Annotated in this window: 17 protein-coding genes; 9 read left to right on the top strand and 8 right to left on the bottom strand. The window is 55.9% G+C overall.

All coding sequences use genetic code 11. The features are described from left to right. On the bottom strand, positions 1-592 hold a 592-nt coding region (locus INF86_RS22405), incomplete at its 3' end, for a DNA translocase FtsK 4TM domain-containing protein (protein ID WP_227414758.1). Between the two features lie 135 nt (positions 593-727). Then, positions 728-1,222 (bottom strand): leucine-responsive transcriptional regulator Lrp, encoded by a 495-nt coding sequence (gene lrp / locus INF86_RS08575; RefSeq protein WP_000228469.1) that lies wholly within the window; start codon positions 1,220-1,222, stop codon positions 728-730. 543 nt (positions 1,223-1,765) lie between these two features. On the opposite strand from lrp, the gene trxB reads away from it, so the two are divergent. The 5 genes from trxB to infA all read left to right on the top strand — a co-directional run bounded on the left by trxB (position 1,766) and on the right by infA (position 7,589). After that, positions 1,766-2,734, top strand: coding sequence for a thioredoxin-disulfide reductase (gene trxB / locus INF86_RS08570; protein ID WP_022647616.1), 969 nt, complete (start codon positions 1,766-1,768; stop codon positions 2,732-2,734). A gap of 114 nt (positions 2,735-2,848) precedes the next feature. Next, the gene (cydD, locus tag INF86_RS08565) at positions 2,849-4,615 is read left to right on the top strand and encodes a cysteine/glutathione ABC transporter permease/ATP-binding protein CydD (RefSeq protein WP_105322602.1); all 1,767 of its coding nucleotides are present in this window, start codon (positions 2,849-2,851) and stop codon (positions 4,613-4,615) included. Next, positions 4,615-6,336 carry a cysteine/glutathione ABC transporter ATP-binding protein/permease CydC gene (cydC, locus tag INF86_RS08560; protein ID WP_192970456.1) on the top strand — a complete coding sequence of 574 codons (1,722 nt, stop codon included), beginning with the start codon at positions 4,615-4,617 and terminating at the stop codon, positions 6,334-6,336. The genes cydD and cydC overlap by 1 nt, the downstream gene beginning before the upstream one ends. A gap of 45 nt (positions 6,337-6,381) precedes the next feature. Continuing rightward, positions 6,382-7,086, top strand: a complete 705-nt coding sequence (gene aat, locus INF86_RS08555; RefSeq protein WP_058676868.1) for a leucyl/phenylalanyl-tRNA--protein transferase — start codon at positions 6,382-6,384, stop codon at positions 7,084-7,086. Positions 7,087-7,370: 284 nt separating this feature from the next. After that, the gene (gene infA, locus INF86_RS08550; RefSeq protein WP_002211347.1) at positions 7,371-7,589 is read left to right on the top strand and encodes a translation initiation factor IF-1; all 219 of its coding nucleotides are present in this window, start codon (positions 7,371-7,373) and stop codon (positions 7,587-7,589) included. Positions 7,590-7,660: 71 nt separating this feature from the next. On the opposite strand, the gene INF86_RS08545 is transcribed toward infA, so the two are convergent. The 3 genes from INF86_RS08545 to clpS form a co-directional block, all read right to left on the bottom strand. Then, on the bottom strand, positions 7,661-8,110 hold the full coding sequence (locus INF86_RS08545; RefSeq protein WP_045309092.1) for a hypothetical protein: 450 nt from the start codon (positions 8,108-8,110) through the stop codon (positions 7,661-7,663). A 253-nt stretch (positions 8,111-8,363) separates the two neighbouring features. After that, positions 8,364-10,643, bottom strand: a complete 2,280-nt coding sequence (gene clpA, locus INF86_RS08540; protein ID WP_022647611.1) for an ATP-dependent Clp protease ATP-binding subunit ClpA — start codon at positions 10,641-10,643, stop codon at positions 8,364-8,366. A gap of 27 nt (positions 10,644-10,670) precedes the next feature. Next, entirely contained in the window at positions 10,671-10,991 is a 321-nt protein-coding gene (gene clpS / locus INF86_RS08535) for an ATP-dependent Clp protease adapter ClpS (protein WP_006174393.1), read from the bottom strand. Between the two features lie 267 nt (positions 10,992-11,258). Between clpS and cspD the strand changes: the two genes are divergently transcribed. Next, the gene (gene cspD / locus INF86_RS08530; protein ID WP_006174390.1) at positions 11,259-11,480 is read left to right on the top strand and encodes a cold shock-like protein CspD; all 222 of its coding nucleotides are present in this window, start codon (positions 11,259-11,261) and stop codon (positions 11,478-11,480) included. 70 nt (positions 11,481-11,550) lie between these two features. On the opposite strand, the gene macB is transcribed toward cspD, so the two are convergent. Then, a complete protein-coding gene (macB, locus tag INF86_RS08525) occupies positions 11,551-13,491 on the bottom strand; it encodes a macrolide ABC transporter ATP-binding protein/permease MacB (protein WP_032624546.1) in 1,941 nt (646 codons plus the stop codon). Further along, on the bottom strand, positions 13,488-14,603 hold the full coding sequence (gene macA, locus INF86_RS08520) for a macrolide transporter subunit MacA (protein ID WP_022647609.1): 1,116 nt from the start codon (positions 14,601-14,603) through the stop codon (positions 13,488-13,490). Before macA ends, macB begins: the two co-directional genes overlap by 4 nt. Before the next feature lie 159 nt (positions 14,604-14,762). On the opposite strand from macA, the gene INF86_RS08515 reads away from it, so the two are divergent. Then, positions 14,763-15,719 carry a VirK/YbjX family protein gene (locus INF86_RS08515; protein ID WP_045309091.1) on the top strand — a complete coding sequence of 319 codons (957 nt, stop codon included), beginning with the start codon at positions 14,763-14,765 and terminating at the stop codon, positions 15,717-15,719. On the opposite strand, the gene INF86_RS08510 is transcribed toward INF86_RS08515, so the two are convergent. Beyond that, complete coding sequence (locus tag INF86_RS08510) at positions 15,716-17,374, bottom strand: ATP-dependent endonuclease (RefSeq protein ID WP_023299709.1); 1,659 nt, start codon at positions 17,372-17,374, stop codon at positions 15,716-15,718. The two genes, INF86_RS08515 and INF86_RS08510, sit on opposite strands and share 4 nt — an antisense overlap. A gap of 291 nt (positions 17,375-17,665) precedes the next feature. Between INF86_RS08510 and aqpZ the strand changes: the two genes are divergently transcribed. Both aqpZ and INF86_RS08500 read left to right on the top strand, forming a co-directional pair. After that, positions 17,666-18,361: an aquaporin Z gene (aqpZ, locus tag INF86_RS08505; protein WP_026080729.1), complete on the top strand. Its 696-nt coding sequence runs from the start codon at positions 17,666-17,668 to the stop codon at positions 18,359-18,361. 177 nt (positions 18,362-18,538) lie between these two features. Further along, positions 18,539-19,438 (top strand): lysine exporter LysO family protein, encoded by a 900-nt coding sequence (locus INF86_RS08500; protein WP_193543423.1) that lies wholly within the window; start codon positions 18,539-18,541, stop codon positions 19,436-19,438. Positions 19,439-19,572 lie beyond the last annotated feature (134 nt).

The raw sequence follows: 19,572 nt of genomic DNA, 5'->3' as shown, positions 1-19,572 counted from the left end.
GCAGCGTCAGAATAAAGCTGCCGATCTTCTCAGCAATGCTCACCCAGGACCAGCCGGTAAACAGCGTCAGGCCCGCCGCCCAGATACAGAGCAGCGCCAGCGTGCCGCCGCTGCTATGAAGCATCGGTTGCAGCGCGGAGCTCAACAGGCTGCCGATCACCCCGCCGGAGGCGAAGTACCAGATATCATCGGCGTTGATCGCCGCCAGCCCACAGGAGGTGAGGATCAGCGCCAGGGCGCCAATCAGGCGCAGCGAAACGGCAAAATAATCGATGTAGTCGTCGTTCTGTCGATGACGCCAGGCAAACCAGCATCCGCCAATAATGATGACGGGAAGGGTATAAGCCATCACTCCGAAAATGAAAAAGAGCGTGTCCGCAAGCCAGGCACCGGGAACGCCACCTAAGTTATGAATAGGCTCATGCCATGCGGTTTGCGACCAGCTGGGATCTGAGGGGTTGAAACTGAGTAAGGCGGCCATCAGCCAGACGGCAAAAAGGGCAATAACAATCAGTAACGCCTCGAGGAGACGACGTCCGCTGCTTAGCTTAGATAATGTGACTTCTTTGTCTTCAGTGTATTCCTGGCTCAAGAAAGGCTCTCCAGGTATCAGGCATGTCTTGCCTGTGTGCTAAAACGGACAACAGCGCCGGGTATCCCCGGCACTGTTGCTGTATGGATTAACAGGAGTGTAATCAAACTACACTGATTTTGCACCTGTTCCGTGTTAGCGCGTCTTAATAACCAGACGATTGCTCTGTTTGACCTCTTCCATCACCACATAAGTACGGGTGTCGTTCACGCCTGGCAGACGCAGCAGGGTTTCACCCAGCAGCTTACGGTAGGCGGACATATCAGGCACACGGGTTTTTAACAGGTAGTCAAAATCACCGGAAACCAGATGACACTCTTGAATTTCTTCAAGTTTTTGTACAGCGGCGTTAAATTGCTCAAACACATCCGGCGCACCACGATTCAGAGTAATCTCAACAAATACCAGAAGTGAGGCATCCAGATAATGCGGGTTTAGCAGAGCCGTATAGCCCTGGATAAAACCCTGTCTTTCCAGTCGACGCACACGCTCAAGGCACGGCGTCGGGGAAAGTCCCACACGTTTTGAAAGCTCGACGTTGGAAATACGCCCATCCTTTTGCAATTCATTAAGAATGTTACGATCGATACGGTCGAGATCTTTGCCAGGGCGCTTCTTGCTATCTACCATTATTATTGTCTCTCTGTATTCCTTCCCTACTCCTGCCTGGACCCTGTGCACATCACTGTTCAGAGCCTGCACCCGTTATTCATCACATCGCCTGGTTATGTATTAGACGCGATGTGGATTCGGGGTCTGCGGTAAGAAGACCGTTGCCCGAAAGCAGTCACAGACATCACGTATGGCGTCTGTCCACACCATGCGTAGATTTCACTGACCCGGTAAAAATGGCATTTACGTGCATGTCTATTCGGCATGCAGTTCATGCGTCTTTTTTTCTTCCTTGAATGTTTTCGCAAAAGCGCAGGGGATTGTCAAAGCAAAACATCGATTTTTAGTACAAGATGCCGGATATTCATTACGGGGGGGTATTAATCATCATTTTATTGCCTTATAAACGCGCGATTTTCAGTAGCAGACGTGATATGACCGTATCTGATCCATAGGGCGTGACTATTGCATATATCGGAAGCAAAACTGTCGTGCTCTTTTTTTACGGCAACAAATTCCCTACAATCCAGCCCATTGCCTGCCAACAACAATGGGGATCTCATGGGCACGACCAAACACAGTAAGCTGCTAATCCTTGGTTCTGGACCTGCGGGATATACCGCAGCGGTCTATGCTGCACGCGCTAACCTGCAACCGGTACTGATTACCGGGATGGAAAAAGGCGGTCAGCTGACCACCACCACGGAAGTGGAAAACTGGCCGGGCGACCCGAACGACCTGACCGGGCCGCTGCTGATGGAGCGCATGCACGAGCATGCTGCTAAATTCGAAACCGAAATCCTGTTCGACCACATTAATAAAGTGGATTTGCAGAACCGTCCGTTCCGTCTGACCGGCGACAGCGGTGAATACACCTGCGATGCGCTGATCATCGCTACCGGTGCCTCTGCCCGTTATCTCGGTCTGCCGTCTGAAGAAGCATTCAAAGGGCGCGGCGTATCAGCCTGCGCGACCTGCGACGGTTTCTTCTATCGCAACCAGAAAGTTGCGGTGATCGGCGGCGGCAACACCGCTGTGGAAGAAGCGTTGTATCTGGCGAACATCGCCTCAGAAGTACACCTGATCCACCGTCGCGACACCTTCCGCGCCGAGAAGATCCTGATCAAACGCCTGATGGATAAAGTGGCGAGCGGCAACATTGTGCTGCATACCAACCGTACGCTGGAAGAAGTGACCGGCGATCAGATGGGTGTGGCAGGTCTGCGAATTCGTGATACGCAGAACACCGACACCGTCGAAACGCTGGAGGTGGCAGGCCTGTTTGTGGCAATCGGTCACAGCCCGAACACGGCCATTTTCGAAGGCCAACTTGAGCTGGAGAACGGCTACATCAAAGTGCAGTCTGGCATTCACGGCAATGCGACGCAGACCAGCATCCCAGGCGTCTTCGCGGCTGGCGACGTGATGGACCATATTTATCGTCAGGCGATCACCTCTGCGGGCACCGGCTGTATGGCCGCGCTGGACGCAGAACGCTATCTGGACGGACTGGCAGAACAAGGTAAATAATCTTTACAAGTCAGTAACAAACGTAAATAAAGGCGGCCACTGGTCGCCTTTATTTTTGCTCACGTGTAACATGCAGATGTCTAATTTCTTATAACGTCACCTGCAAAGTACGCAATGGAAAAAACCCGTCAACAAGAGTTAACGCGCTGGCTGAAACAGCAAAGCGTTCTGTCCCGCCGCTGGCTTATGATCTCCCGCGTTCTGGGATTTATCAGCGGTCTGTTGATTGTTGCCCAGGCATGGCTGCTGGCCCGCATTCTCAATCATATGATCATGGAGAGCATCCCGCGCGAAGCGCTGCTGCTGCCGTTTATCGTTCTGGTGCTGGTTATCGTCCTGCGTGCGTGGGTGGTCTGGCTGCGAGAACGGGTTGGGTTCCATGCCGGCCAGCACATCCGCTATGAGATCCGCCGCAAAGTGCTCGACCGGCTTTCGGAAGCCGGGCCTGCGTGGATCCAGGGCAAACCGGCCGGTAGCTGGGCGACGCTGATCCTTGAGCAAATCGACGATATGCACGATTACTATGCGCGTTATCTTCCACAGATGGCGCTGGCAGTGTTTGTGCCTCTGATGATTGTTATCGCCATCTTCCCTGTTAACTGGGTAGCGGCTCTGATCCTGATGGGGACCGCCCCGCTCATCCCGCTGTTTATGGCGATGGTCGGCATGGGTGCGGCAGATGCTAACCGTCGCAACTTCCTTGCGCTGGGTCGGTTGAGCGGTCATTTCCTGGACCGTCTGCGCGGAATGGAAACCCTGCGGATCTTTGGTCGTGGTGAAGCGGAAACCGAAAACATTCGCCTGGCGTCGCAGGATTTTCGTCAGCGCACCATGGAAGTGTTGCGCATGGCCTTCCTTTCTTCCGGCGTGCTCGAGTTCTTTACCTCCCTGTCGATTGCGCTGGTGGCGGTTTACTTTGGCTTCTCCTACCTCGGCGCGCTGGACTTTGGCCACTACGGTACGGCGGTCACGCTTTCCGCCGGGTTCCTGGCGCTGATCCTGGCCCCGGAATTTTTCCAGCCGCTTCGCGATCTCGGCACCTTTTACCATGCCAAAGCGCAGGCGGTGGGTGCTGCCGACAGCCTGAAAACCTTTATGGAAACGCCGCTGGCACATCCGGAGCGTGGTGAGGTGACGCTGAATACGAACGATCCGGTGACCATTGAAGCACAGGATTTTTCTGTTCTGTCGCCTGAAGGCAAAGTGCTGGCCGGCCCGCTGAACTTTACCCTGCCTGCCGGGCAACGTGTGGTGCTGGTGGGTACCAGCGGCTCAGGTAAAAGCTCATTGTTGAATGCGCTGTCAGGTTTTATGGCGTACACCGGATCGCTGCGTATCAACAAAACGGAGCTGCGCGAGCTCGATCCTGATGCCTGGCGTAAACAGCTAAGCTGGGTGGGTCAAAACCCTCAGCTGCCTGCCCCGACGCTGCGCGAGAATGTGCTGCTGGCAAGGCCGGATGCACGTGACGATGAGCTGCAATCGGTCCTCGACCGCGCCTGGGTCAGCGAGTTTTTGCCGCTGCTTGCGCAGGGTGTCGATACCGTCATTGGCGATCAGTCTGCCGGGCTGTCAGTGGGCCAGGCACAGCGCGTCGCGGTTGCCCGTGCGCTGCTGAACCCCTGTTCGTTAATGCTGCTGGACGAACCCGCCGCCAGCCTGGACGCTCACAGCGAGCAGCGCGTGATGGATGCGCTTAACGCAGCCTCACGCCAGCAAACTACCCTGATGGTGACCCACCAGCTGGAAGGTATTGCCGACTGGGATCAGATCTGGGTGATGGAAAACGGACACATTGTTGAGCAAGGCGATTACGCCGCGCTTGTTGCCGCGCAGGGGCCCTTTGCGACCCTGCTGGCGAACCGTCAGGAGGATATCTGATGCGCGCCCTGCTTCCCTATCTTGCTTTGTATAAACGCCACAAATGGATGCTGACGCTCGGGATCGTACTGGCGATTATCACTCTGCTCGCCAGCATCGGCCTGCTTACGCTTTCTGGCTGGTTCCTCTCCGCATCTGCGGCCGCAGGCTTTGCCGGGCTATACAGCTTTAACTACATGCTGCCTGCCGCCGGGGTGCGCGGCACGGCGATTACGCGAACTGCCGGGCGCTACTTCGAACGCCTGGTCAGCCACGACGCGACCTTCCGCGTGCTGCAACACCTGCGTATTTATACGTTCAGCAAATTGCTGCCCCTCTCCCCTGCCGGGCTGGCACGTTTTCGGCAGGGCGAATTACTCAACCGCGTAGTTGCGGATGTGGATACGCTGGATCACCTCTATCTGCGCGTCATCTCGCCCATGGTGGGCGCGTTTGTGGTGATTGTCGTGGTCACGCTGGGGTTGAGTTTCCTGGATGTTCCCATCGCACTGACGCTCGGCGGCATCATGCTGATGACGCTGATTATTCTGCCGCCCCTGTTTTATCGTGCAGGTAAAACCACCGGGGAAAACCTGACGCGTCTGCGCGGGGAATACCGCCAGCAGCTCACCTCCTGGTTGCAGGGTCAGGCCGAGCTCACCATTTTTGGTGCCAGCAAGCGCTACCGCACCCGTATGGAAAATACGGAACTGAACTGGCATGAAGCCCAGCGTCGCCAGTCTGAACTGACCGCGTTTTCTCAGGCGCTGATGATGTTAATCGGTGGGTTTGCCGTTATCGCCATGCTCTGGATGGCCTCCGGTGGCGTGGGCGGTAACCCGCAGCCTGGCCCGCTGATTGCGCTGTTTGTTTTCTGTGCCCTGGCAGCCTTCGAAGCCTTAGCCCCGGTCACCGGCGCCTTTCAGCATCTCGGCCAGGTGATTGCCTCTGCGCTGCGCATTACGGATATTGCAGAGCAGGAGCCGGAAGTGAAGTTCAGCGCGGGTCAAACCATCGTGCCGGAGCAGGTCGCGCTGACGCTCAGCAACGTCACCTTCGCCTACGACAAGCAGGCGCAATACGCGCTGGAAGATATCAGCCTTTCTGTTGATGCCGGGCAGCGCATTGCGATCCTTGGCCGTACGGGATGTGGCAAATCGACGCTTCTGCAACTCCTCACGCGCGCCTGGGACCCGCAGCAGGGCGAGATTCGGTTTAACGACCTTCCGCTGTCTGATTATAGCGAAGCGGCCTTGCGTAAAACCGTCAGCGTCGTGCCCCAGCGTGTGCACCTGTTCAGCGCTACGCTGCGCGATAATCTTCTTCTGGCGGCACCGGACGCCTCTGACGATACGCTGCGGGCGATGCTGGAACAGGTTGGGCTGCACAAGCTGCTTGAGGACGACGGGTTGAACAGCTGGCTGGGTGAAGGGGGCCGACAGCTTTCCGGCGGCGAACTGCGTCGTCTGGCCATCGCGCGCGCCTTGCTGCACGATGCGCCGCTGATGTTGCTGGATGAACCGACAGAAGGTCTGGATGCGACAACCGAGAGTCAAATTCTTGATTTACTGACAAAGGTGATGAAAGGCAAAACCGTGCTGATGGTCACTCACCGCCTGCGCGGGCTGGTGAATTTCGATCGAATAATTGTGATGGACAACGGACACATAATTGAGCAAGGTAATCACGCAGAGCTGCTGGCAAAACAGGGTCGCTACTACCAGTTTAAACAGCGCCTGTAGACTATATTTGTAGCGTCCTCTCTCGCGTACTGGAGTTCTGTTGTCATGCGCCTGGTGCAGCTTTCTCGCCATAATATTGCGTTCCCTTCTCCGGAGGGGGCGCTGCGTGAACCTAACGGATTGCTGGCTTTGGGCGGCGATCTCAGCCCGGCGCGTCTCTTAATGGCTTACCAGCGCGGCATCTTCCCGTGGTTTTCTCCCGGCGACCCGATTTTATGGTGGTCTCCGGACCCGCGAGCCGTGCTGTGGCCCGGGCAGTTTCACCTGAGCCGCAGCATGAAACGTTTTCACGCAAATTCGCCCTATCGCGTCACGCTCAATCACGCCTTCGGGCAGGTAATCGAAGGCTGCGCTGAAGATCGTCATGAAGGCACCTGGATAACCCGCGATATCATTATCGCCTACCACCAGCTTCATGAGCTGGGCTACGCGCACTCCATCGAAGTATGGAAAGAGGATAACCTCGTTGGGGGGATGTACGGGGTGGCGCAGGGCACGCTGTTCTGCGGCGAGTCGATGTTCTCCCGCGCCACGAATGCGTCGAAAACCGCGCTGCTGGTTTTTAGCCAGGAATTTGCCCAACGCGGCGGACAACTGATGGATTGTCAGGTGCTGAATGAGCACACCGCCTCGCTCGGCGCGGTTGAAATTTCCCGCCGACGCTATATCGAACACCTTGAACAGTGCCGACTGGAGACTCTTCCGCGCGATTTTTGGGTTCCCAGAATGCTCTTTATGCCCAATGCCTAAATGTTTTCCGCATATTTTTTATGAGGGTGTTATAATTACGCCGCAGAGTAGCTTCTGCCTGTTGCCCCGCCGCCGTTTGGGACCCTCGCTTCAGATAACGTCCTGACGTTTATCCTGTCGTATCCCCTTTACGAATGCGCTTTCCGTTCGGTTGTACCGTGACGCTTGGGCAATACGCTGAAATTGTTTTGCTGCGTTTTAAACGCGCAATTCTTTACTTAATTGATGAATTTCGGCATTATCTTGCCGGTTCAAAACTTGGTAGTGATACCCCAGAGGATTAGATGGCCAAAGAAGACAATATTGAAATGCAGGGTACCGTACTTGATACGTTGCCTAATACCATGTTTCGCGTAGAACTGGAAAACGGTCACGTGGTAACTGCGCACATCTCCGGTAAAATGCGCAAAAACTATATCCGCATTTTGACGGGCGACAAAGTGACTGTTGAACTGACCCCGTACGACCTGAGCAAAGGCCGCATTGTCTTCCGTAGTCGCTAATTGTTTTCGCCTGTAATGGCAGATGAATATTTAAAAGGTCGGGACAATCCCGGCCTTTTTTATTTATGGCCTTAGTGTGGCTGTGTCGGCAGATGTATTGTCATGCACGGGTTCATGGGTACGATTAGATCTTCAGCTATCGCGTGGGTAATGTCATGCAACAGTCCCGTCAGGTGCGGCAACATATCGCGGTCAAAATGCGAAACCAGCAGCACGTGGTTTAACGCCCGGCAGTAGTCACATTTCGTTTCTGTATCTTCCAGCAACCACTCTTTTTGTCGCGGCTGTTCCGCTTCGTCCTCAAATTCCACCACCTGAAAATCACGCATGGATTCTGTGAGGCCGGATTTTACCTCTTCCAGATAAGCTCCGAGACAGCGGCAAACGGGCTGCGTTTGCGGGAGAGATTTGCAGTCGAGAAGGATTTCGGTGAGCAGCTTGCAGCGCTCGGCCAGGGTTGGGAGATCGGGGTTGAGGGAGAGTTCGGTGTAGAGCTGGGCGAAGCTATTAATATTAGTCATATGTAATCCTTTATGCACGCAAGATTGTCTGTGCACACACTTTCAGGACGCCAATCCCGGCACCCGATTTTGCAGGTGCGACGCCATTTTATTACTGTAGATTTATCCAGCAACTGACTTCGAAAGAAACTGGAAAGCGCCTCGCAAAATTCCTCTGCGGCCTGATGCCCTCACCCCAGCCCTCTCCCACTGGGAGAGGGAGCAAACAAAAAAAACGGCAACCGAAGTTGCCGTTTTGCTTTTACCTTTCAACTCAGTGAGCCGCTTCCGGCTTGTGCTTCGCCGCACTCTGGAAATCATACGTCAGCTCGTTCTTCGCCTGATCCAGCGCCACGGTCACCTGGCCGCCGTCAACCAGCGATCCAAACAGCAGTTCGTTCGCCAGCGGTTTCTTCAGGTTGTCCTGAATCACGCGCGCCATCGGACGGGCACCCATCGCACGGTCGTAGCCTTTCTCGGCCAGCCAGTTGCGGGCCTCCTGGCTCACTTCCAGCGACACGCCTTTCTGATCCAGCTGAACCTGCAGCTCGACGATGAACTTATCCACCACCTGATGGATCACCTCGGTAGACAGGTGATCGAACCAGATAATGTTGTCCAGACGGTTACGGAACTCCGGCGTGAAGATCTTCTTGATCTCCTCCATCGCATCGGTGCTGTTATCCTGATGGATCAGGCCGATGGATTTGCGCTCGGTTTCACGCACCCCGGCGTTGGTGGTCATCACCAGCACCACGTTGCGGAAATCGGCCTTGCGCCCGTTGTTATCGGTCAGCGTCCCGTTGTCCATCACCTGCAACAGGATGTTGAACACGTCCGGGTGCGCTTTCTCGATTTCATCGAGCAGCAGGACCGCGTGCGGATGCTTGATCACCGCGTCGGTGAGCAGGCCGCCCTGGTCAAAGCCCACGTAGCCCGGAGGCGCACCAATCAAACGGCTGACGGTGTGACGCTCCATATACTCGGACATATCAAAGCGCAACAGCTCAATGCCCAGCGCTTTGGAGAGCTGCACCGTTACCTCGGTTTTACCCACACCGGTCGGGCCGGCGAACAGGAAGGAACCGACAGGCTTGTGGTCATGCCCCAGGCCAGCACGGGCCATCTTAATCGCTTCGGTTAAGGCCTCAATAGCTTTATCCTGACCAAAGACCAGCATTTTCAGGCGATTGCCGAGGGTGCGCAGCGTATCACGGTCGCTCTGAGAGACGCTCTTCTCAGGGATACGTGCGATACGGGCCACCACGGACTCGATATCCGCTACGTTCACGGTTTTCTTACGCTTGCTCGCTGGCATCAGGCGCGCACGCGCACCCGCTTCATCAATCACGTCGATCGCTTTATCCGGCAGATGACGATCGTTAATGTATTTCACCGCCAGCTCCACCGCCGCACGCACCGCTTTCGCGGTGTAACGCACGTCGTGGTGCGCTTCGTACTTGGTTTTCAGACCGTTGATGATCTGCACCGTTTCGTCAACCGACGGCTCGGTAACGTCGATTTTCTGGAAACGACGCGCCAGCGCACGATCCTTCTCAAAGATGTTGCTGAACTCCTGGTACGTCGTAGAGCCCATCACGCGGATCTTGCCGCTGGAGAGCAGCGGTTTGATCAGGTTGGCGGCATCTACCTGACCACCGGAAGCCGCGCCTGCGCCGATGATGGTGTGGATCTCATCGATAAACAGGATGCTGTTGGTGTCCTGCTCCAGCTGTTTTAACAGCGCTTTGAAACGTTTTTCAAAATCACCGCGGTATTTGGTGCCCGCCAGCAGCGAGCCGATATCCAGCGAGTAGATGGTGCAGTCGGCAATCACTTCCGGCACGTCGCCCTGCACAATGCGCCAGGCCAGACCTTCGGCAATCGCGGTTTTACCCACGCCAGATTCCCCCACCAGCAGCGGGTTATTCTTACGGCGACGGCACAGCACCTGGATGGCACGCTCCAGCTCTTTGTCGCGGCCAATCAGCGGGTCGATACCGCCAACGCGAGCAAGCTGGTTAAGGTTGGTGGTGAAGTTTTCCATACGATCCTCCCCGCCTGCTTGCTCTTCATTGCTGTTGATCTGTCCGCTGGGATCCGATGCCTGGTTAGGCTCGTCTTTTCGCGTTCCGTGAGAGATGAAGTTGACCACGTCGAGCCGGCTGACTTCGTGTTTACGCAGCAGGTAGGCCGCCTGGGACTCCTGCTCACTGAAGATGGCGACCAGCACATTGGCGCCCGTCACTTCGCTACGTCCGGAAGACTGGACGTGGAAAACCGCGCGCTGCAGCACGCGCTGGAAGCTGAGCGTCGGCTGTGTGTCGCGCTCTTCTTCACTGGCTGGCAGCACCGGTGTGGTTTGTTCGATGAAGGCTTCGAGTTCCTGACGTAGCGCCACCAGATCCACGGAGCAGGCTTCCAGCGCTTCGCGGGCAGATGGGTTGCTAAGCAGTGCGAGCAGCAAATGCTCGACGGTCATAAACTCATGTCGGTGCTCACGCGCTCTGGCGAAAGCCATGTTTAAACTGAGTTCCAGTTCTTGATTGAGCATAGGCACCTCCCCCAATTTTATGCCTTATCAGGCCTTTTCCAGCGTACACAGCAACGGATGCTCGTTCTCCCTTGCATAGTCGTTCACCATCGCTACTTTGGTTTCCGCAACCTCGGCAGTAAAGATGCCGCAGATCGCTTTGCCACGATAATGAACGGTAAGCATCAGTTGCGTTGCACGTTCAACATCATAAGAAAAGAACTTTTGTAGCACGTCAATAACAAATTCCATCGGCGTGTAATCATCGTTCATTAACATAACTTTATACATAGATGGCGGTTTTAGCGCGTCGCGCACTTTATCTTCCGCCAGCTGGTCAAAATCCAGCCAATCGTTGGTCTTACCCATTATGCATAACCACTTTGAATCTACCTCAGATGTTAGATAACAATCATCTATTACTGTCATCCGCGATGTCTGTCACAAACTGTTGCAATAGCGTTAACTGCCTCAAATTTTGGTTGATTATTGTCCCAACTCCAGCGCCAAACGCTTGACGGCTTCTTCCGTTTCTCTAAATTGTACAAGCGTGAGTTGGCGAGGTTTTGAACAGCCCCCACTCCACCACCGGTTCATTCCATCTTAATTTATAAGATTTACGAAGGATGTCGAAGCATGGAAATGGGTACTGTTAAGTGGTTCAACAACGCCAAGGGGTTTGGCTTCATTTGCCCCGAAGGCGGCGGCGAGGATATCTTCGCTCACTATTCCACCATTCAGATGGATGGTTACAGGACGCTCAAAGCCGGGCAGTCCGTCCGGTTCGATGTACACCAGGGGCCAAAAGGCAATCATGCCAGTCTGATCGTCCCCGTTGAAGCAGAAGCGGTTGCATAGCTCTCTGATTCATTGTGTACACCCTGCAGGCAAAATGCCAGCCCGATCGGCTGGCATTTTTATTTTCGGGTTATTCGCGCGCCAGCGCATCCACCGGATCCAGCCGCGCCGCGTTTCGCGCCGGTAGCCAGCCGAACAGAATACCGGTGAAGGTGGAACATAAAAACGCCGTCAGGATCGCCATCGGCGAGAAGCCAATCTCCCAGCCCGGTAAGAAGAGCTGGAGCGCAAAGGCGATCATCATCGAGAGCGCAATCCCCATCGCACCGCCCACCAGACACACCAGCACCGCTTCAATCAAAAATTGCTGCAGCACGTCGCTGGCTCTGGCTCCGACCGCCATGCGGATGCCGATCTCCCGCGTACGTTCGGTCACCGACACCAGCATAATGTTCATCACCCCTATCCCGCCGACGACCAGCGAAATCACCGCCACCAGCGTCAGGAACAGCTGAAGAGTACGTGTGGTCTTTTCCGCCGTTTTCAAGAGGCCATCCATATTCCAGGTGAAGAAATCCTTTTTCCCGTGGCGCAGGGTTAACAGCCGCTCCAGCTGCTGTTCCGCCAGCCCGCTGTCGTAGCCCTCCTTCACTCGAACGGTAATAGAGTTAAGCCATGACTGCCCCATGATGCGCCCGGAAATGGTGGTGTACGGCAGCCAGACGCGCAGGATTTTACTGCTGCCGAACATCGACTGCTTCTCTTCCGCCACGCCGATCACCGTCGCTGGCATGTTGCCTACGAGGATCACTTCCCCCACCACATTGGTCTTATTCGGGAACAGCTGCCTGCGGGAGTTAGCGTCTAACACCACCACCTGCGCCCTGCCCGCCAGCTGTTCAGCGTTGAAGGTCGCCCCTTCGCTGAAGGTCATGCCGTAGACGTTGAAGTAATCTCCGCTGACGCCGTTAGCGCTGGCCGCCACGTCGATGTTGCCGTAGCGCAGACGCAGGTTTTGCGAGACGGCAGGCGTGGCGGAGTTCACCCACGGCTGCTTCTGAATAGCCGCCAGATCGTCATACTTCAGCGCCTGCTGATACTGCGGCTCGTCGTCGCCAAAATCTTTGCCGGGGTAAACGTCGATGGTGTTAGTCCCGATGGCGCGAATATCTGCCAGCACCAGCTGTTTCGCCGCATCGCCCACCACCACAATCGACACCACTGAGGCAATACCAATAATGATGCCAAGCATGGTCAGCAGAGTGCGCATTTTGTTGGCCGCCATCGCCAGCCAGGCCATGGTCAGCGCCTCGCGGAAACCGCTGGAAAACTGGCCCCAGCCGGTTGCGGCCGGCAGCGCCTCTTTCGTCGCCGCCGCTCTGGACTGACGTGGCGGCGGGTTGCTGACCAGCTCGCCGTCGTGGATCTCGATAATGCGTTCCGCCTGCGCTGCCACCTGCGGATCGTGGGTGACGATAATCACCGTATGCCCCTGATCGCGAAGCTGATGCAGGATCGCCATCACCTCTTCACCGGAATGGCTGTCGAGCGCACCGGTTGGCTCATCGGCGAGGATCACCTGCCCACCGTTCATCAGCGCGCGGGCAATACTCACGCGTTGCTGCTGACCGCCGGAAAGCTGCGAAGGCTGATAATCAACACGCTCCGCCAGCCCAAGACGCGTTAACAGCGCCTTCGCGCGTTCGAGGCGTTTTTTGCGCTCGACGCCCGCATACACCGCCGGCACTTCCACATTCTGCGCCGCGCTCAGGTGTGAAAGCAGATGGTAACGCTGGAAGATAAAGCCAAAATGCTCGCGACGCAGCTTCGCCAGCGCGTCGCCGTCCAGGGTGGAAACATCCGTCCCGGCCACGCGATAGGTGCCGCTGGTAGGCTTATCCAGACAGCCGAGAATGTTCATCAGCGTTGATTTACCCGAGCCCGATGCCCCGACAATCGCCACCATTTCACCGGCTTCAACGCGCAGGGAGATGCCTTTCAGCACCTCCACCGGCCCGTCGCCGGACGGATAGCTGCGACGAATGTCATTCAGCTCAAGCAGCGCCGTCATTGCGCGGCTCCAGGCAGGCTTTCGCTGGTGACCACTTCCTCACCCTCTTCCAGCCCTTTTACCACCACCACGTCGGTGTCGTTACGTGCGCCAATCACCACTTCCCGCTCGCGGGTTTCACCGTTGCGCAGCACTTTCACCTTGTAGCGATTGTCCCCGGCGGATTCGCCCAGCGCGGAGAGCGGAACCGTCAGCACGTTTTTCACGCCGGTCAGCTGGATATGCACCTGAGCGGTCATGTCCAGACGCAGCACGCCCTGCGGGTTAGGCACCTCAAAACGCGCATAGTAGAAGATGGCGTCGTTGACCTTCTCCGGCGTCGGCAGGATATCTTTCAGCACCCCTTCATAGCGGGTTTGCGGATCGCCCAGCACCGTAAACCAGGCTTTCTGCCCCGGCTTAAGGTGAATGACGTCCGCTTCAGATACCTGGGCTTTCACCAGCATGGTGCTCATATCCGCCAGGGTCAGGATGTTCGGCGCCTGCTGCGCGGCGATGACCGTCTGGCCTTGCAGGGTGGTTATCTGCGTCACTTCCCCGGCCATTGGCGCAACGATTTGCGTGTAATCGAGGTTGGTTTTCGCCGTATCCAGCGAGGCCTGATTCCGCTTGATTTGCGCATCGATGGTGCCAATCTGCGCCTGCTTCACCGCCAGCTCCGTGGCGGCTGTGTCCAGATCCTGTTTCGAGATGGCCTGCGTTTTCGCCAGCGCCTGCTGGCGCGACAGGGTGACCTGAGCGAGATTACGCTCCGCCTGAGCCTGAGCGCGCTGCGCGCGCAACTCCATCAGCGTCGCTTCCACTTCGCGGATCTGGTTTTGCGCCTGCTCAGGATCGATCACGCCAAGCAACTGGCCTTTTTTAACCTTATCGCCAATCTCAACCGACAGGGTTTTAAGCTGACCGCTGACCTGCGCGCCCACGTCAACCTTACGCAGGGCATCCAGCTTCCCCGTCGCCAGCACGTTTTGTTGCAGCTCGCCCGGACGAACAATCAGCGTTTGATACTGTGGTACCGGCGCGTTCAGTACCTTCCATAACCAGAATCCGCCTGCTAACACCACTACCGCCAGCAGCAGAAACAGCTTTCTGCGTTTTCCCTTCAGGTTCATAAATATTCCAAATAATTGTTCTGGCTATCATCACCGTTGATTTTATCTAAACCACTCCTCAACGAAACCCCCGATCCCCGTAATCGTCGGGAATTGTTTACCCGATGTTGATAAAGCGCCTGCTGAAATAGCGAAATTCCACCAGAAGCAGGATCTAACATGTCTTCCATCGTCGATACACCTTATTCAACGCTGTCCCAGCCTAAATCGGGCTGGCAACTGTTTAAAAGCCTGGCATCGGGTTCCCTCACGCCGGGGCTGGCGTGGCAAAATCCGGCCTATCGACGTAAGTTTATGTTGCGCTCGCTGGCAACGCCGTTCACCACTGCGCGCCTGCTCGGAAACCTTGCAAAACAGCCCCGTCTGATGCAGATCCTGCGCGTGCAGCCCGGCCTGCCGTGCCGCCTGCACCGACCTTGGCTGACCGTCAATATGGGCCGTCAGACTACGCTGGACGCATTGGACAATCACTATCAGATGATGAGCCGCCATCTTCCGGCGTCACTGCTGAACGGCTACCTTTCCAGCCAGGGCATCACGCTGGTGACGTTAACGGGCAAAGAGGAGCAGCAGTTTAGCGTTCGCCTGAGCGCGGATGCGTTTCTGGACAAAGAAGGGGAAGCGACCCTCACTTTTTGTGACCACCAGAACACGGTGCTGGCCGAGCTGACCTTTACGCTGTGCAAATACCAGGGCAAGTCAACGCTCTTCATCGGCGGAATGCAGGGGGCGAAAGCGCATGTCCCGCACGAGCACATTCAGCTGGCGACCAAAGCCTGTCACGGACTGTTCCCAAAACGTCTGCTGGTTGAAGCGGTCATGACGCTGGCAGGCGCCTTCCCCGTCGAGCAGATCCTCGCGGTGAGTAACGCCACCCACATCTACCGCAGCTGGCGCTATCGCAAGAAAAAAGAGGGAAAATTGCTGGCTGACTATGACAGCTTCTGGCGCTCCCTTGGCGGACAGCAGCAGGAGAACGGCAACTTTGCCCTGCCACTGACCATGCCACGCAAACCGATGGAAGAGATTGCGAGTAAAAAACGGTCCGAGTACCGCCGCCGCTATATCCTGCTTGATAGCCTGCATCAACAGGTATCGCAGGCGACTGCCCGTTAATCGGCTCTCCCGCGTGCCAGCCAGAGGACGCGGGAGAACATTTTACGCAGCAGCGTGGGCACCGACTCCACGCCCCGCCTGCCCGCTTCCGTCGCGACTTCAATGGCCAAATCCGGTTTTGACGACCGATGGATAGCTTTGGCGATCACCCGACGCATATTCATGGGCACATCCACCGGGATCATCGCCACGCGGTGAAAGACGTCGTCAAATCCCTGGCGGTACATAAAGTGCTCCATGTCCATCGCGGGCAGCGTGGTCAGATGTTCCCGCTCCTCTTCACGATCGTTATTGAGCAGGCTGCGCACGGTCGCCGCATATTTTTTACCCGCCTCATCGCCATCCACCAGCACGTGCCACTCTATCCCCATCCGGCGCGCAAATTTGATCAGCGGCTTTAAGCCAGACTGAGCAAATTCGATCACTTTGATCCCTTCGGCATCAAAGTGGTGTCCGCACTGGCGAGCCAGCTCGTTTATCACCCAGGTTTCGGTTTCCCCTTCCACCAGCAACCAGCAGCGGGCAAACAGGGAAGAGGCACGGTTAAAACGGATATGAAACGCAATGCGTCGGCCATCTTCGGCATTTAACCCGCCGGGCCCGAGCCGGTAGGCGGTGACCCGCGAGGATTCACGCACCAGGCGGCAGACATACTCCACCGGCGTCAGGGAGAGCAGCTCGCCGGAATTCGTGGTGGTGACACGCTGCAACGGCAGTAGATTAAGAAGATGCCACGCCACGGAAAGCATAATCGGGTGCAGCCGCGTTTCCGGATCTTCCACCAGCAGCAGCGGGCGCGCGTCCCGATCCAGGCGCACCGTCCCTTTCGCCTGTAACAGCGTGGAGAATAATCCCAGCAGGATCACCCGATGCGTGCGCCCGCTGGGGCGGTCGATCATGCGGTTGATAATATCGAGATAGCGCCAGCTTCGTTGCTCGTCGTGCGAGCGGCGGCGCATCAGGCGGTGGCGCGCCTGCCCCGTTCCCTGCTCGGAGAAGTAGTGCTCCAGCAGTTGGACCATGGCAGACAGTCCCTGACGGATCTGGCCGTCGGTGAGGTTCTGCGGCCGCGAGACCAGTTCACGGGCGAGGAAATCCAGCTCGCGGGCGGTTACTTCCACCTCGGGCATATTCGGTACGGTGCCGTTACGGATCCGCCGCATAAAGCGCGCGTCTCGTAAGCGCAACACGGGGGAGAGGCGGATAAGATGGCGGGCAAGCTCGTCAATATTATCGAGCGGGATCGGATTCCCCTTCTCATCAAGAAATTCACGCAGGGTTAATACCCCGTCGTTTTGCGCCATTTCGCCCTCAAGGCGATAGAAAATACGCTGGAACCCATCTTCACAGGGCACCCAGCAGGGCGACATAGGGCGAAAACGACGCACGCGATGGCGACCGGGCTCGGATTCGCGGAAGGTCAGAATGATATGCAGGTGTTTCTCGCGCCCATTGACATCCCCCGGCGGAAACCAGAAGTCATCATGGACAAAGTGGTACAAGTTCTCTTCGGGCGAAAGCAGCAGCGTCAGGGCATCCAGCAGGCTGGATTTACCCCAGGCGTTTTCGCCTATCAGGACGTTGTTCTGTTCCAGTTGCAGCGACAGGCGGTTAATCCCGCGAAACCCGACAATCTCCACACGTTCGAGTAGCATACATCCCCCGCATTTCGGCCACTTTTTCCTTCAAGTTATCAGCAGTATAGCGGCAGGCTGTAGGTCACGACAGCAGAATATACGCCCCCTTAAATATTGGGCTATGCTCTAATTACCTCCGTTCTGAACAAGGATTGACATCACATTGCCTTAAATCAAATTTAGTGAATTTATTTGAGTGGCGAAGGGATGTTGATGGTTTCAAAATACTGGCTCTTTGAGTCGTCATCCCTTTATGGCGATATAACCCGCGCGCAGGAATGGGCGCGGACGTTTATTATTGAGGTGGTTATGTTCAGAAAATTAGCGGCAGAATGCTTTGGTACATTCTGGCTGGTGTTTGGTGGCTGCGGTAGCGCAGTACTCGCAGCCGCATTTCCGGAATTAGGTATTGGATTTGTCGGCGTCGCGCTGGCATTCGGTTTAACCGTATTAACCATGGCATTCGCCGTGGGGCATATTTCCGGCGGTCATTTCAACCCGGCCGTCACGTTAGGTTTATGGGCGGGCGGACGTTTCCCGGCGAAAGATATTATTGGCTATATTATTGCCCAGGTTATTGGCGGTATTATTGCCGCGGCGGTGTTGTACGTCATTGCCAGCGGGAAAGCCGGGTTTGACGCCGCGGCCAGCGGATTTGCGTCAAACGGCTTCGGCGAACACTCTCCAGGCGGCTACTCAATGCTGTCTGCTATCGTGATTGAAATTGTGCTCACCGCAGGTTTCCTGTTGGTGATCCACGGCGCAACGGACAAATACGCGCCTGCGGGCTTTGCCCCCATTGCTATTGGTCTGGCGCTGACGCTTATCCACCTGATCTCCATCCCGGTGACCAATACCTCCGTTAATCCGGCACGTAGCACCGCGGTGGCTATTTTCCAGGGCGGCTGGGCGCTTGAACAGCTGTGGCTGTTCTGGGTGATGCCAATTATTGGCGGTATTCTGGGCGGCGTGCTGTATCGCACCCTACTGGAAAAACGCGATTAATTAAGTGCGGCCTGTAATGTCGGGTGGCGCTAAAGCTTACCCGACCTACGTGAGTGTGCACTTTGTAGGCCGGGTAAGGCGCAGCCGCCACCCGGCTTTCTTTTGCCGCTTTACTGTACAGCCTTTATTGGGTAGTGTCTCTGGCGCTTAAATGATACTCAAAAGGACCGGCTGTTCATGTTCTCAGGACTCCTCATCATTCTTCTGCCCCTGATTGTGGGCTACCTTATTCCGCTGCGTCATGAATCGGCCTTAAAGCTTATTAATCGTTTTCTCAGCTGGATTGTTTACGTCATACTTTTCTTTATGGGGATCAGCCTGGCCTTCCTGGATAATCTGGCGACGAACTTGCTTTCCATCCTGCATTATTCTGCGGTTACGGTAGTGGTGATTCTGTTGTGCAATATTGCCGCGCTGTTCTGGCTGGAACGCACTATTCCATGGAAAAATCACCACCATCAGGAAAAGCTTCCCTCCCGAATTGCGATGGCGCTGGAATCATTAAAGCTGTGCGGCGTGGTGGTGCTCGGTTTTTTACTGGGGCTAACCGGATGGGCTTTTTTACAGCACGCTACGGAAGCCAGCGAATATACGCTGATTTTCCTGCTCTTCCTGATCGGTATTCAGTTGCGAAATAATGGCATGACGCTGAAACAGATTGTCCTGAACCGCCGGGGCATGATGGTTGCCGTTATCGTTGTGGCCAGCTCAATGGCGGGGGGAGTGATTAACGCCTTTATTGTCGATCTGCCGCTGAAAACCAGCCTGGCGATGGCATCCGGTTTTGGCTGGTATTCGCTCTCCGGTATTCTGCTGACCGAATCGTTTGGTCCGGTGATCGGCAGCGCCGCCTTCTTTAACGATCTGGCGCGCGAGCTGATAGCCATCATGCTGATCCCCGGCCTGGTACGCCGCAGCCGCTCTACCGCGCTGGGCCTGTGCGGGGCCACCTCAATGGACTTTACCCTGCCGGTGTTACAGCGCTCGGGAGGTCTGGAGATGGTTCCTGCCGCTATTGTACACGGCTTTATTCTGAGCCTGCTGGTCCCCATTCTGATGGCGTTCTTCTCAGCCTGATACTGCTTTGGCGGTAGTGAACCTGCCGCCAAAATTGCGCTAAATCAATAACCCTCCACTTAGTATAAGAAAGCACTTTTCTCCGTTGTGGCACAGGCATAACCTTAAACATGTATCTGAAATATAACTTTAAC

The sequence above is a fragment of the Enterobacter cloacae complex sp. I1M genome (assembly GCF_014982425.1).
In the GTDB taxonomy this organism is placed as follows: Bacteria; Pseudomonadota; Gammaproteobacteria; order Enterobacterales; family Enterobacteriaceae; genus Enterobacter; species Enterobacter intestinihominis.
Note: the sequence above shows the minus strand (reverse complement) of the source record. Positions and strands in the feature narration are given on the sequence as shown.

What these genes read in the sequence shown, in the direction of transcription:
- lrp (WP_000228469.1), bottom strand. Translation starts at nt 1,222, where the DNA reads ATGGTAGATAGCAAGAAGCGCCCTGGCAAAGATCTCGACCGTATCGAT.
- trxB (WP_022647616.1), top strand. Translation starts at nt 1,766, where the DNA reads ATGGGCACGACCAAACACAGTAAGCTGCTAATCCTTGGTTCTGGACCT.
- cydD (WP_105322602.1), top strand. Translation starts at nt 2,849, where the DNA reads ATGGAAAAAACCCGTCAACAAGAGTTAACGCGCTGGCTGAAACAGCAA.
- cydC (WP_192970456.1), top strand. Translation starts at nt 4,615, where the DNA reads ATGCGCGCCCTGCTTCCCTATCTTGCTTTGTATAAACGCCACAAATGG.
- aat (WP_058676868.1), top strand. Translation starts at nt 6,382, where the DNA reads ATGCGCCTGGTGCAGCTTTCTCGCCATAATATTGCGTTCCCTTCTCCG.
- infA (WP_002211347.1), top strand. Translation starts at nt 7,371, where the DNA reads ATGGCCAAAGAAGACAATATTGAAATGCAGGGTACCGTACTTGATACG.
- INF86_RS08545 (WP_045309092.1), bottom strand. Translation starts at nt 8,110, where the DNA reads ATGACTAATATTAATAGCTTCGCCCAGCTCTACACCGAACTCTCCCTC.
- clpA (WP_022647611.1), bottom strand. Translation starts at nt 10,643, where the DNA reads ATGCTCAATCAAGAACTGGAACTCAGTTTAAACATGGCTTTCGCCAGA.
- clpS (WP_006174393.1), bottom strand. Translation starts at nt 10,991, where the DNA reads ATGGGTAAGACCAACGATTGGCTGGATTTTGACCAGCTGGCGGAAGAT.
- cspD (WP_006174390.1), top strand. Translation starts at nt 11,259, where the DNA reads ATGGAAATGGGTACTGTTAAGTGGTTCAACAACGCCAAGGGGTTTGGC.
- macB (WP_032624546.1), bottom strand. Translation starts at nt 13,491, where the DNA reads ATGACGGCGCTGCTTGAGCTGAATGACATTCGTCGCAGCTATCCGTCC.
- macA (WP_022647609.1), bottom strand. Translation starts at nt 14,603, where the DNA reads ATGAACCTGAAGGGAAAACGCAGAAAGCTGTTTCTGCTGCTGGCGGTA.
- INF86_RS08515 (WP_045309091.1), top strand. Translation starts at nt 14,763, where the DNA reads ATGTCTTCCATCGTCGATACACCTTATTCAACGCTGTCCCAGCCTAAA.
- INF86_RS08510 (WP_023299709.1), bottom strand. Translation starts at nt 17,374, where the DNA reads ATGCTACTCGAACGTGTGGAGATTGTCGGGTTTCGCGGGATTAACCGC.
- aqpZ (WP_026080729.1), top strand. Translation starts at nt 17,666, where the DNA reads ATGTTCAGAAAATTAGCGGCAGAATGCTTTGGTACATTCTGGCTGGTG.
- INF86_RS08500 (WP_193543423.1), top strand. Translation starts at nt 18,539, where the DNA reads ATGTTCTCAGGACTCCTCATCATTCTTCTGCCCCTGATTGTGGGCTAC.